This is a genomic window from Actinophytocola xinjiangensis (genome assembly GCF_001921215.1).
GTDB lineage: Bacteria > Actinomycetota > Actinomycetes > Mycobacteriales > Pseudonocardiaceae > Actinophytocola > Actinophytocola xinjiangensis.
Window position 1 is genome coordinate 155,614 of sequence record NZ_MSIF01000019.1, and the last position, 11,845, is coordinate 167,458.

At 70.3% G+C, this 11,845-nt stretch carries 13 protein-coding genes; 8 read left to right on the forward strand and 5 right to left on the reverse strand.

Annotated features, from left to right (window positions below; genetic code table 11):
- Nucleotides 1–52 precede the first annotated feature (52 nt).
- Together lnt and BLA60_RS30400 are read left to right on the forward strand one after the other, a co-directional pair.
- On the forward strand, nt 53–1,642 hold the full coding sequence (lnt, locus tag BLA60_RS30395; RefSeq protein WP_084735409.1) for an apolipoprotein N-acyltransferase: 1,590 nt from the start codon (nt 53–55) through the stop codon (nt 1,640–1,642).
- 45 nt (nt 1,643–1,687) lie between these two features.
- The gene (locus tag BLA60_RS30400) at nt 1,688–2,446 is read left to right on the forward strand and encodes a polyprenol monophosphomannose synthase (protein WP_075136453.1); all 759 of its coding nucleotides are present in this window, start codon (nt 1,688–1,690) and stop codon (nt 2,444–2,446) included.
- A gap of 70 nt (nt 2,447–2,516) precedes the next feature.
- Here the strand turns inward: BLA60_RS30400 and BLA60_RS30405 are convergent, their stop codons facing one another.
- The 3 genes from BLA60_RS30405 to BLA60_RS30415 all read right to left on the reverse strand — a co-directional run bounded on the left by BLA60_RS30405 (nt 2,517) and on the right by BLA60_RS30415 (nt 5,290).
- The gene (locus tag BLA60_RS30405) at nt 2,517–2,861 is read right to left on the reverse strand and encodes an RNA polymerase-binding protein RbpA (RefSeq protein WP_075136454.1); all 345 of its coding nucleotides are present in this window, start codon (nt 2,859–2,861) and stop codon (nt 2,517–2,519) included.
- Nucleotides 2,862–3,104: 243 nt separating this feature from the next.
- On the reverse strand, nt 3,105–3,848 hold the full coding sequence (locus tag BLA60_RS30410; protein WP_075136455.1) for a thymidine kinase: 744 nt from the start codon (nt 3,846–3,848) through the stop codon (nt 3,105–3,107).
- Between the two features lie 14 nt (nt 3,849–3,862).
- Nucleotides 3,863–5,290, reverse strand: coding sequence for an MFS transporter (locus BLA60_RS30415; RefSeq protein WP_075136456.1), 1,428 nt, complete (start codon nt 5,288–5,290; stop codon nt 3,863–3,865).
- Nucleotides 5,291–5,449: 159 nt separating this feature from the next.
- Here BLA60_RS30415 and BLA60_RS30420 point away from each other — a divergent pair, with 159 nt between their 5' ends.
- Nucleotides 5,450–6,076 (forward strand): transglycosylase family protein, encoded by a 627-nt coding sequence (locus tag BLA60_RS30420; protein ID WP_075136457.1) that lies wholly within the window; start codon nt 5,450–5,452, stop codon nt 6,074–6,076.
- A 15-nt stretch (nt 6,077–6,091) separates the two neighbouring features.
- Here BLA60_RS30420 and BLA60_RS30425 read toward each other — a convergent pair whose 3' ends face one another.
- A complete protein-coding gene (locus BLA60_RS30425; protein ID WP_154814728.1) occupies nt 6,092–6,769 on the reverse strand; it encodes a hypothetical protein in 678 nt (225 codons plus the stop codon).
- Between the two features lie 126 nt (nt 6,770–6,895).
- Here BLA60_RS30425 and BLA60_RS30430 point away from each other — a divergent pair, with 126 nt between their 5' ends.
- Nucleotides 6,896–7,429 (forward strand): RNA polymerase sigma factor, encoded by a 534-nt coding sequence (locus BLA60_RS30430; protein ID WP_075136487.1) that lies wholly within the window; start codon nt 6,896–6,898, stop codon nt 7,427–7,429.
- A complete protein-coding gene (locus tag BLA60_RS30435) occupies nt 7,422–8,141 on the forward strand; it encodes a hypothetical protein (protein ID WP_154814729.1) in 720 nt (239 codons plus the stop codon). Before BLA60_RS30430 ends, BLA60_RS30435 begins: the two co-directional genes overlap by 8 nt.
- Here the strand turns inward: BLA60_RS30435 and BLA60_RS30440 are convergent.
- Nucleotides 8,138–8,932, reverse strand: a complete 795-nt coding sequence (locus BLA60_RS30440) for a glycerophosphodiester phosphodiesterase family protein (RefSeq protein ID WP_075136460.1) — start codon at nt 8,930–8,932, stop codon at nt 8,138–8,140. The genes BLA60_RS30435 and BLA60_RS30440 overlap by 4 nt on opposite strands.
- A 68-nt stretch (nt 8,933–9,000) precedes the next feature.
- Here BLA60_RS30440 and BLA60_RS30445 point away from each other — a divergent pair, with 68 nt between their 5' ends.
- The 3 genes from BLA60_RS30445 to BLA60_RS30455 all read left to right on the forward strand — a co-directional run bounded on the left by BLA60_RS30445 (nt 9,001) and on the right by BLA60_RS30455 (nt 11,436).
- Nucleotides 9,001–9,363, forward strand: a complete 363-nt coding sequence (locus tag BLA60_RS30445; RefSeq protein ID WP_075136461.1) for a hypothetical protein — start codon at nt 9,001–9,003, stop codon at nt 9,361–9,363.
- 91 nt (nt 9,364–9,454) lie between these two features.
- Entirely contained in the window at nt 9,455–11,128 is a 1,674-nt protein-coding gene (locus BLA60_RS30450) for a putative bifunctional diguanylate cyclase/phosphodiesterase (protein WP_154814738.1), read from the forward strand.
- Nucleotides 11,129–11,190: 62 nt separating this feature from the next.
- Nucleotides 11,191–11,436: a hypothetical protein gene (locus BLA60_RS30455; RefSeq protein ID WP_154814730.1), complete on the forward strand. Its 246-nt coding sequence runs from the start codon at nt 11,191–11,193 to the stop codon at nt 11,434–11,436.
- The last annotated feature ends 409 nt before the right edge of the window (nt 11,437–11,845 follow it).

Here is an 11,845-nt window from a genome sequence, read left to right on the forward strand (position 1 = left end):
GTTGGTGGTCGGGGTGACGAAGAGTCAACAATGGACGCCGTACGCTGGCCAGGTGGTCGCCCCCGCTCTCTCGCCGGAACCGCCGGCGTTGTCCGACGAACCGGACCAGCCCCCGGCGCGCAGGCACGTCCTGCCCGGGGTGCTCCTGCGCTCAGCCATCGCCGCCTCGGCGGGATTCCTGCTGTACCTGTCCGGGCCGCCGCGCACGTTGTGGTGGCTGGCCCCGATCGCCTTCGCGGCGCTCGCGCTGGTCGTGTACGGCCGTCGCACACGGGCCGGATTCGGTTACGGACTGTGGTTCGGTCTGGGCTACATGGTCCCGCTGCTCGCCTGGACGGGCGTGTTCGTCGGCCCGGTCGCCTGGCTGCCGCTGAGCGCGGCCGAGGGCCTGCTGGTGGCACTGTCCGGTGCCGCGCTGGCCGTGGTCATGCGTCTGCCCGCCTGGCCGGTCTGGGGCGCGCTGCTGTGGGTGGCCGGCGAGGTACTGCGCTGGCTGTTTCCCTTCGGCGGGTTCCCCTGGGGCAACATCGCGTTCACCCAGCCCGACGGGATCTACCTACCGCTGGCCAGTGTCGCCGGCACCCCGCTGATCGCCTTCGCCGTCACCCTCACCGGCTTCGGCGCCGCCGCGCTGATCCGCCGGGTCGTCGTGGACCGGAAGCGGACCGTGCGTGAGGTGCTCGCGCCGGCCCTGGCCACGGTCCTGCCGGTCGCGGCCGCCTTCGGCGCGCTCCCGCTGGTCGGCACCGACGCCAACGACGGCACGGCGGTCGTGGCCATCGTGCAGGGCAACGTGCCGCGCGCCGGCCTGGACTTCAACTCCCAGCGCCGCGCCGTGCTGGACAACCACGTCGAACGCACCGAGCGACTGGCCCGCGACGTCGCCGCCGGCCGCGAGGAGCAGCCGGACCTGGTGATCTGGCCGGAGAACTCCTCGGACATCGACCCCTACCGCAACGCCGACGCCTGGGCGGGCATCGAACGGGCGGCCAGGGCGATCGACGCGCCGATCGCGGTCGGCTCGGTGCTCATCGGCGACGACGACCTGCCGCGCAACACCATGCTGCTGTGGGACCCCGAACGCGGCCCGGTCGAGCAGTACACCAAGCGCAAGCTCCAGCCCTTCGGCGAGACCATGCCGTGGCGCTCGTTCTTCCGGATCTTCACCTCGACGGTCGACCGGGCCGGCCGGTTCGTGCCGGGCGACAAGCCCGTCGTGTTCTCCATGGCCAACGCCAAGGTGGGCCTGGCGACCTGCTACGAGGTGGCGTTCAACGACGTGGTGCGCGAGTCGGCGGAGGGCACGAACCTGTTGGCCGTGCCGACCAACAACGCCACCTTCGGCCACTCGGAGATGACCTACCAGCAGCTGGCGATGGACCGGGTGCGCGCGGTGGAGCACGGCCGCACCGTGGTCGTGTCTGCCACCAGCGGGGTCAGCGCGTTCGTGCGTCCCGACGGCTCGGTCAGCCAGGCGACGGGCATGTTCACCGACGCCGCTCCGGTCGAGCGGGTGGCGTTACGGTCAACGACTACGCTGTCCGATCGACTCGGTTCGAGCCCGGAGTGGGTCATGGCGCTCGCCGGACTCGCCGCGCTGGCCACCGCGATCGTCACCCGGCGCCGCGCACGCACCAAGTAGCCACGACGTATCCGGCGCACGCGCCGACGAGGAGGAGAACGACGCATGGCAGACCAGCTCGAGCCGGTGCTGGTGGTGATCCCGACGTACAACGAGCGGGACAACGTCGAGCCGATCGTGGCCCGGCTGCACGCCGCGCTGCCGACGGCGCACGTCCTGGTGGTCGACGACGGCAGCCCGGACGGCACCGGCGAGATCGCCGACGAGCTGGCCAAGGCCGACTCGGCCGGCCGCGTGCACGTGATGCATCGCACGGAGAAGAACGGGCTGGGCGCGGCCTACGTCGCCGGCTTCCACTGGGGGCTTGAGCGGGACTACGCGGTGCTGGTGGAGATGGACGCCGACGGCTCGCACGCCCCGGAGGACCTGCCCCGGCTGCTGGACGCGCTCGGCGACGCCGACCTGGTGATCGGCTCCCGCTGGGTGCCCGGTGGGAAGGTGATCAACTGGCCGGTGCAGCGCCAGGTCCTGTCCCGGGGGGCGAACTTCTACTCGCGGATGGCGCTGGGCGCGAAGGTGAAGGACATCACGGCCGGCTTCCGCGCCTACCGGCGTGAGGCGCTGGAGAAGATCCGGATCGACAACGTCGCCTCCCAGGGCTACTGCTTCCAGATCGACCTGGCCTGGCGCACCATCGAGGCCGGGTTCACGGTGGTCGAGGTGCCGATCACGTTCACCGAGCGGGAGCGCGGCCAGTCGAAGATGAGCAGCGACATCATCCGCGAGGCGCTGATCCGGGTGACCAAGTGGGGGCTGCGGCGACGGGGCACCCAGGTCCGTTCGCTGTTCACCAAGCGTCCGTGACGGTGAATGCCCCGTCGGGACGAGGTCCCGGACGGGGCATTCACGGTGATCGGTGCGGTGGTCGGTTCGCTCAGGCGGAGCGGCTGCGGCGCACCTTCAGCTCCTGCAGGCGCTCGGCCAGCAGGTCCTCCAGCTCGGGGATGCTGCGGCGTTCGAGCAGCATGTCCCAGTGCGTCCTGGGCGGCTTCACCTTCTTGGTCTCCGGCTCGGTGCCGTCGATCAGTTTGGACACGGTGCCGTGGAGGCGGCACTCCCACATCGCCGGGACCTCGGCGTCGTCGGAGAAGGGGACCTCGAACTCGTGGTCCTTGGGGCACGCGTACCGGATGGTGCGGCGTGGGGCGAGATCGTGGTTGCGGTCTGTCTCGTAGCTGACCGCGCCAAGTCGGCTTCCACGGAGTACACGGTCGGCCATCGCGACGTCCTTTCGTTCGGCTCCCGCTCCAGCTGGAGCCAGGGTCATGCTTACCAAGAGCAACGCCCGGCCGCCACGATTCGTTCCCGCCCGCCGCGTCCGGTTGCTCAGGGTGACCTACAACATCCCTCCAACTCAAGTTTCCACCGAGTAGACGCGCCGCGAACCGGTTCGTGACGCGCGCGTCTCCCGATTAGTCGCCAGCATCGCCCACTTGGGGGATCGCCCTGGTCGAGTTGGCCCTCAGGTCAGCTGGAGCTGACCGTGTGCCGCCACACTAGGCCCCAGGTCACCCAGGCGGAAGTGCCGACGACACAGAACCTGGTAACGCACAGTAGTTGTGGCGACCACAGAGTGAAGATCACGTTCCGTATCGTCGGTATCGGCGACCAGAACCGTGTTTCCGTCACGCACGACGTCACCGTCCTGGACCCGGGCGTTGAACCGGGCCGGCAGACCGCACCAACACAGCACGTCCACCTGGACCGGCTGCAGCTCGTCGGCCAGTTCGAACAGCCGCCGCGACCCGGGGAACAGCCGGCTGCGGAAGTCGGTGGCGATGCCGAAGCAGTACACGTCGACCTGAACGTCGTCAGCCAACTCGGCGAGCTGATCCACCTGATCGGGGGTGAGGAACTGCGCCTCGTCCACGATCACGTAGTCCACGCGGTCCCCGCAGGCCCACCGCTGCCGCACCAGGTCCCGCAGGTCCACCTCGACGTGCACCTCGATCGCGGTGCGGGTGATCCCGATCCGGCTGGAGATCTGTGGCTTGCCCGACCGGTCCAGGTGCACCAGCAGCAGCCCCCGCCGGCCCTGGCGGGCCTGGTTGTGATCGACCTGCAACGCCAGCGTGGACTTCCCGCAGTCCATCGGGCCGTAGTAGAAACGCAGGTGCCCCACCACGGGGACGGCCCGCCGCGACCCGGCGGCGGGCACCGAGGACAGCGCGTCGGTCGGGTCGGCGAAGTTCGGCGTCGGCTCCACGTTCGGGACCCTATCTACACGACCGTGGGCTCTTGGTTGCCGGCTGCCCGGATGGCCTTGCGAACGGGCAGGAAGTACAGCAGCACGAGCCCGACCAGGAAGAAGATCACCATCGAGATGATCGCCGGTCGGAACGAGCCGGTCGCGCCGGCCACCCCGGCGAAGATCACCGGCCCGGCGATCTCACCCACCCGCTCACCGATCTGGTAGATCGAGAAGTACTGCGCCTCCCGCCCGCGCGGGACCAGCTGGCTGAACAGCGACCGCGACAGCGCGTTGGTGCCACCGAGCACCAGCCCGATGCCCACCGCGAGCCCGTAGAACTGCAGCTGCTGGCCGGCCTCGACGAAGTACGCGGCGCCGATGACCAGCACCCACACCGCGAGGCTGATCATGATCGTGCGTTTGGTGCCCAGCCGGCTGGCCAGCCAGCCGTGCGCCAGCCCGCCGAAGAACGCGATGAACTGGACGATCAGGATCGTCACGATCAGCACGTCCTCGTCGAACTTCAGCTCCTCGCGCCCGTACTGGGCCGACACGTTGGCGACCGTGGAGATCCCGTCGGTGTAGATCAGGTAGATGCCCAGGAACGCCAGTGTCAGCGGGTAGGCCCGCGCGGCCCGCAGGGTCTCACCGAGTTCCCGGAACCCGGCCACCAGTACCGACCCGGCGCCGTGCTCGGTGCCGTGGGGTCGCTGGTGGGTGCGCAGCGCGCGCAGCGGGATGATCGCGAACCCGGCCCACCACACCGCGGAGATGACGAAGATCAGCCGCACGGCCGTCGACTCGGCCATGCCGAGGCTGTCGTGGAACAGGTAGATCATCAGTTGCAGCAGCAGCGCGACACCGCCGCCGAGGTAGCCGAAGGCCCAGCCCCTGGTGGAGAGCCGGTCGCGTTCGTCGGCGGTCGCGATCTCCGGGATGAACGCGTAGTACACGACCACCGAGGTGCCGTACCCGAGGTTGCCGAGCACGAAGAACAGGACCCCCAGGCCCCAGTTGCCGTCGGAGACCAGGCCGAGCGCGGCGGTGGCCAGCGCGCCGCCGAAGGCGAAGGTGGCCAGGATCCGCCGCTTGTTCTGGGTGCGGTCGGAGATCGCGCCGACCAGCGGCACGACGAGCACGTGCACGATGGCGGCCAGGGCGAGCAGGTAGCCCCACATCGAGCCGGCCTGCACGTGCCAGCCGAGGACGTCGATCTGGCAGTTGATCAGCGTGCTGTCCTGGCCGTCGGTCCCGAGACAGGGTCGTGGCCCGTTGAGCGCGGTGTTCGCCTTCGCCGAGTCGGTCGCGACGGCCACCAGGTAGTTGGAGCCGAACACGGTGACCACCGAGGTGGGGAACACCGAGTTGGCCCAGTCGTACCAGACCCAGCCGCGTTGTTCGCGCCGCCGTTCGGGCGCACTGCCGACCATCTCCGCGCCCTCGTCCACGACACTCATCGTTCCTCCAACTGGGGGGTGGCACGCGGACCTTATCGGTCACACCAGGCCCGGCGGGGCGGCATATCGACAACGAAAAGTGACTGCGGTGACTCTCGGGGACACTGTGGTCACTGTTGCGGTTGTGACGCCTGGGAATGCCACTTACCGTGACTGATCATGAGCGGAGAACGGTGGGGTGCGCGAGGTCTGGCGCTGTTGCTGCTGGTGGGGGCGGTCGTTGTCGGCGGGCCGGCCGCGAGCGCCGATCCGTCCTCTCAGGATTGGGAGACGTTGCGCCAGTGCGAGTCCAGCGGGCGGTACGACGTGGTCGCCTCCGGCGGGTACTACGGGGCCTACCAGTTCGACCTGGCGACCTGGCGCAGCGTGGGAGGCGCGGGATATCCGCACGAGGCGACACCGGAAGAGCAGGACTACCGGGCGCTGTACCTGTATCGCATGCGGGGTTGGCAGCCGTGGACCTGCGCCGGTCTGCACGGGCTGAGCGAGGACGCCGATGCCGGAAGCGAGCGTGTTCCGTCCTATGCGGAGTCGGCCTACATCGGGGGTGCGGCGCCGGCGTGGCCGGGGGTGGCGTTCGAGTACGGGGACTGTCACAGCGGGTTGCGGGTGTGGCAGTTGCGGATGAACACCTACGGGTTCGATTTCGCGGGGACCGGGTGTTACTACGAGGAGACGCGGGTGGCTGTTCTGGCTGTGCAGCGGGCCAACGGGATCACGGAGTCCGGGGTGTTGGGGCCGTTGACCTGGCGCGCGGCCTGGGAGGGCGTGTCGGTGTCGCCCTGAGTGCCTTGCGGTGGGTCAGGCGCGTGTGCGGCGGCGGTGGTGGCGCGCGAGGGCGGCGGTGAGGGCGAGCAGCGCCAGGCCACCAGCTACGAGCAGTTCGATCGGTGGTCCGCCGGGGGTTTCGGGGGTGGGGGCGGCGGCCGTGGTGGTTGTGGGGCCGGGGTCGATGAGGGCTTGGGGTTCCTCGGGGTTGTAGCCCTCGGGGGCGGCGACCTGGGCGTTGTCGGTGGTGGGTGGGAAGCTGGGGCGCACGGTTCCCCAGTCGTGGGGGGCGCGGTGGGCGACCTCGCTGGGCATGATGTCGACCGTGCCGGGCACGGTGACCACGGCGACCAGCGGATCGGGCATCAGGGTCGAGTGTTCGGTCCCGATCTGCCATTCGCCGTCGTGGGGGAAGACGACTTCGGCTGAGTAGTGGCCTGCGGTGGCGCTTTCGGTGGCGGGGAACGTGACCCTCGTGGCGTCGTCGTCGGTCGCGGTCAGCGTTACCTCGCCCAGGTTTCCTGCCTTGATGGGGTACGAGCCGTGTTGGAGGACCCAGAAACCGAACGTGTAGGTCACGGCTCGCTCGATGTGCCCGGGGGGCGGGTCCAGCACCGTTTCCGACCAGCCGCCGGCGTGGGCCGGAGTGGTGGCCAGCAGCGCGGCGGCGAGCGCGGTCGCGGTGATCACGAGGATTCGTCGCGTTCTCATGTCATCGGTACACCGCCGGGCCGGGTCCGGTTCCAGAAAAACGTGGAACCGGGCGCGGCCCGGCGGTGTATCAACGGGTGGCCGAGGAGGACCGACACGGACAACCAGACACCGGACCACGACGCGGTGGCCAGCGCCCGCGCCGGCGACCGGGACGCCTACGCGCTCCTGGTCGCCCGCTACGGCGCGCTCGCCCACCGCACCGCCTACCTTCTCGGCGCGGGGGACGACGCCGAGGACGTGGTGCAGGAGGCGTTCGTGAAGGCCTACCGCGCGTTGCCCACCTTCCGCGACGGCGCCCCGTTCCGTCCCTGGCTGCTGCGGATCGTGGCCAACGAGACCAGCAACCTGCACCGCTCGACCCGACGGCGCCGGACGCTGGAGTTGCGGCTGGTCGAACCGGACATCGATCCGGTGGTGCCGGAGCAGGTGGCGGTGAGCGCGGCCACCCGGGCGGCGGTGCTGGCGGCGGTCAACACGCTGCCTGACCGGGACCGGCAGGTGCTGACCTGCCGGTACTTCCTCGACCTCACGGAGGCGGAGACGGCCGAGGTGCTCGCGTGGCCGCGTGGCTCGGTGAAGTCGCGGTTGTCGCGGGCGATTGTCAAATTGCGCCGGGTGTTGCCGGCGGGTCTGGCAAGGGAGGTGGCTGGTGACTGATCCGGTGACCGACGACGTCCTGCGTGATCTCGGGGAGCACCTCCACGTTCCGGCTGGCCCGGATCCCGACGTCCTCGCTCTGGCGGTGCTGGGGCGGCTGGACGAGGTGCCTCGGCGGCCCCTGGTGGTGACGCGGCTGGTGGCGGCCGTGCTGGCGTTGCTGATCACGCTGGGGGTGGCGATGGCGGTGTCTCCTCGGGTCCGGGCCTCGGTGTTGGAGTTCCTGCGGGTCGGGGGAGTTGAGCTGAACCAGGCCCCGGCGCCGCCGTTGCCGTCGGGGCCGGAGCCGTTGCCCCAGGAGCGGACGGTGTCGTTGGATCTGGCACGTGACCAGGTCGGGTTTCCCCTTCGGGTGCCGGCCGCGCTCGGTGATCCGGACGCCGTTCAGCTGGCGGGGGAGCCGACCCGGGTGGTGTCGTTGATCTACGCGGGGGTGCGGGTGGACCAGTTCGCCGGCGGGCTGGACCCGATGTTCCGCAAGTTCCTCGGTGACGACGACGCCGAACCCACCACGGTCGACGGCTCACCGGCGGTGTGGCTGCCGGATCCGCACCCGGTGTTCTACCTCGACCGCGACGGCGTCAGCCACGAGCAGTCCGCGCGCCTGTCCGGCTCGACGCTGGTGTGGGAACGCGACGACCTCACCTACCGTGTCGAGGGCGAGCTGACCCGTGAGCAGGCCGTGGCGATCGGTGAGTCGCTGGAGGACTAGCTGGTCGTGGCCCACAGGCCGCGTTCCCGCAGCACGTCGCGCAGCACCCCGGGACGGTCGGTCATCAGGCCGTCCACGCCCAGGTCGATCAGCTGGTTCATCTGCGCCGGGTCGTCGACGGTCCACACGTGCACCTCGACGCCCCGGTTGCGGGCCACGGTCACCAGCCGCCGGTCCACCACGGTCACCCGACCGTGACGCACCGGTACCTGCGCGATGCGCTCGGCGCCGCGCCCGCGCGGCAGCCACTGGGGTAACCGGCCGTGGGCCCACAGCCGGGCGATGGCGCGGGTGCCCATCGAGGTCAGGACGTCCCCGCCGGCCAGCTGCCGCACCCGCGCCAGCCGCGCCTCGGAGAACGACGCCACGCACACCCGTCCGAGTGACCCGGTCCGCTTCAGCGCCTCCACCAGCGGTTCGATCGCGGACTCGGCCTTCACGTCGATGTTCAGCAGCGCCTGCGGCAGCTCCTCCAGCAGGTCCTCCAGCCGCGACACCGGCTCGCGACCACCGATCCTGGCCTCGCGCACGGTCCGCCACGGCAACCGCGCGACCTCGCCGTGGCCGTCGGTGGTGCGGTCCAGCACCGGGTCGTGGTGCACGACGACCACGCCGTCGCTGGTGGCGTGCACGTCGGTCTCCAGGTACTGGTAGCCCTCCTCGACCGCGCGCCGGAACGCCGACAGCGAGTTCTCCATGCCGCTCAGCTCGTCGTAGTGCCAGCCCCGGTGCACGAACGCACGCGGATAGGGGCCGGCGAAGAAGGCATGGTCACCACCGTTGTACCGCACGCCGCCGAGTCTGCCTCAGCGGCGTGGCGAATGGGTGCACGATTCATGGCGAGATAGCGTCGCCGGTGATGACCGCTCCCCAACGACTCCGGTCGCGCACCGAACCCCGGCACTGTGGCTGGTGCGGCCTGCACCTGCCCGACCCGCCGGCCGCCGACGGCCGGGTGGGCCGCCCCCGCCGCTACTGCACCCAGTCCTGCCGGCAACGCGCCTACGAACGACGCTCCGCGGTACAGCGCGGTGGGTTGCCCGACGACGCCGTAGTACTGTCCGCGGCGGAACTCGCCGACCTACAGGACCGCCTGTTCCAGCTGCGGTGTGCCGCCGAGGACCTGGTGACCGCCGCGGACGACGGAGCCGCCCCGCACGAGCTCACCACCCTGGCGGCACAGGTCGTGCGAACCGCACATGGTCTCGAACGGCTGCGCTGAGAGATCCGTTCGGCTAATCTTCCTGCCCTATTGTCACCTCAAGCGAACGAGGCGTTCCGGAATGACAACCGACGGCATCTCCCAGGTGGAGATGCTGGACGCAGTGCTTGACACCGCGGACACGGCGTTCGCGGTCACCGACCTGCGCGGACGGGTGCGCTGGGTCAACCGGCTGATGGCCGAGATCCTCGACCTGACCGTCGACCAGTGCCGCGACCGCTCCCTGCCGACGCTGCTGGTCGGCGCGCCGGACGGGCCCCACGAGGGTGTCGTGCTGTCCCAGGCGGTCACCTCGCCGGCCGACGGCGCCGCCCAGCGCTGGCTGGAGGTGCGGTGCACCGTCTTCGCCGAGGCGCAGCTGCTCTACCGGGTGGTCGACGTCAGCCGCTGGCGCGCCGACGGGGTCGAGGACCAGCAGCGTGTCGAGTGGCAGGCGGAGCTGATCCGCCTGGCCGACGAGGACCCGTTGACCGGGCTGCTCAACCGGCGCGCGCTGACCCGCGAGCTGGAACGGCGCCTGGCCCACCGGGTCACCGGCACGCTGCTGCTGCTGGACCTGGACAACTTCAAGGACATCAACGACCTGCGTGGCCACCCGGCCGGCGACCAGGTGATGCGGGCCATCGCCGACGTGCTGCGGGTGCGGCTGGGCGAGGGGCACGCGCTGGGCCGGCTCGGCGGTGACGAGTTCGCGGTGGTGCTCGCCGACACGGGGGAGGAGGCGGCGGTCGCGCTGGCCGACCGGCTGCGGGCGGCGGTGGCGGCGTTGCCGCTGACCGGCGGCGGTCCGACGACGCGGGTCACGGTCAGCGCCGGGGTGGCCGGGTTCACCTCGGGCGACACCTGGCAGGCGGTGCTGGCCAACGCCGACCTCGCGCTGTACGCGTCGAAGGCGGCCGGGCGCAACCGGGTCACCGTCTACGAGCAGGGCCACTACATGGACACGGCGATGCGGGTGACGGTCATGGACCGGGTTCGCGACGCCATCGCCAACGGTGGCCTGGTGCTGCACGCGATGCCGATGGTCAAGCTGGGCACCAACCGGGTCGTGGGTCACGAGCTGCTGCTGCGGTTGGAGGACGGCCGGGAGCCGAGGCTGAGCCCGGGGGAGTTCCTGCCGGCGGCCGAGCGCGGTGACCTGGTGCTCGACATCGACCGGTGGGTGATCGGCACGGCGATCGACGCGCTGGTCGCCCACCCGTACCCGGGCCTGCGGTTCAACGTGAACGTCTCCGGCCGCACCCTGGAGGACGGCGATTTCGGTGACTTCGTGGTGCGGCGGCTGGCCAAGGCCGGGGTCGCGCCGGGTCGGTTGGGGTTCGAGATCACCGAGACGGCGGCGGTGACGAACCTGGCGGCGGCGCGCAGCCTGGCGCAGCGGCTGCGGGCCAGCGGCTGCCGGATCTCGCTGGACGACTTCGGCGCGGGTTTCGGCTCGTTCGTGCATCTGAAGAAGCTGCCGATCACCGGGGTGAAGATCGACGGCGAGTTCGTCCGGGGGATCGACTACGGCAGCCGGGATACCGTGCTGGTGCAGGGCATCGTGGACATCGCCCGCGGGTTGGGCATCTCGGTCGTCGCCGAGTGGGTGGAGCGCTCCACCCAGGTCGACGCGCTGGGCCGGTTGGGGGTGCGGGTGGCGCAGGGTTTCCACCTGGGCAAGCCCGAGCCGTTGACCGAGCTTCTGGCCCGGCCGCAGGGGGCGTGGATGCGCCGTCCCCGGTTGATCGCCGAGCCGGTCACCTCGGAGAACACCACCGGCTGACCAGGGCCGGGACCGGCTCACCTCAGTGAGGTTCAAGCTCGGCTTGAGCGGACACGGCCACCATGGATACAGACATTTCCACACCGATCCAGTTGGCGGTGGTCGTGATGAGCCGTTCGATGTCCAAGCCCGACGCCAGTGCCGAGATCAGCGGTCTGCAGATCTGCATCCTGAACACGGCGGCCCAGATCGACGCGGCCCTCGACAACAACGACCGCCGCGCGTTCCGGGTGTGGTGCCTGCGCCGGGCGTCGTTGATCGCCCGGGTGGAGCGGGTGCTCGTCGAGGCGGCGACCGCGGCCGCCTGAGCCCTTCGGGGTTCCCTCTTTCCCGTCGACTGTGCGGGCGCGCTGGGTTTCGCGCGCCCGCACAGTCGTGTGTGCCGGTGGTCGTCCCCGGTCGCCGCTCTCGGCGCGGCCGCGAAGTGTGTCACGCGCGGGCGCGCCGAACCAGCTTCTCCACGGGCCCTTGAGCCGTTCGGTGCTCGTTCTTCGGGCTGATCGTCAGCGGGTTGAAAGCGGTTCAAGAATCCGTACTTCACGTCTTCCAGGCGAGCGAATTTCGGCGGTAAATTCCTGCCGCTCAACGTTTGTTCCGTCGAAATGTGCGAGGTACGGAAATGATCACCATCGACACTCTGGCGACGCTGATCCGCCAGGAGATGCGCGGGAAGCTGTCGGCCGACGTCACGATCGACGAGGGCACCCGGCTGGACGA

Excerpts from the sequence above, each read along its gene's own strand:
- BLA60_RS30400 (WP_075136453.1), top strand. The coding sequence starts at position 1,688 with ATGGCAGACCAGCTCGAGCCGGTGCTGGTGGTGATCCCGACGTACAAC.
- BLA60_RS30405 (WP_075136454.1), bottom strand. The coding sequence starts at position 2,861 with ATGGCCGACCGTGTACTCCGTGGAAGCCGACTTGGCGCGGTCAGCTAC.
- BLA60_RS30415 (WP_075136456.1), bottom strand. The coding sequence starts at position 5,290 with ATGAGTGTCGTGGACGAGGGCGCGGAGATGGTCGGCAGTGCGCCCGAA.
- BLA60_RS30420 (WP_075136457.1), top strand. The coding sequence starts at position 5,450 with ATGAGCGGAGAACGGTGGGGTGCGCGAGGTCTGGCGCTGTTGCTGCTG.
- BLA60_RS30425 (WP_154814728.1), bottom strand. The coding sequence starts at position 6,769 with ATGAGAACGCGACGAATCCTCGTGATCACCGCGACCGCGCTCGCCGCC.
- BLA60_RS30445 (WP_075136461.1), top strand. The coding sequence starts at position 9,001 with ATGACCGCTCCCCAACGACTCCGGTCGCGCACCGAACCCCGGCACTGT.
- BLA60_RS30450 (WP_154814738.1), top strand. The coding sequence starts at position 9,455 with ATGCTGGACGCAGTGCTTGACACCGCGGACACGGCGTTCGCGGTCACC.
- BLA60_RS30455 (WP_154814730.1), top strand. The coding sequence starts at position 11,191 with ATGGATACAGACATTTCCACACCGATCCAGTTGGCGGTGGTCGTGATG.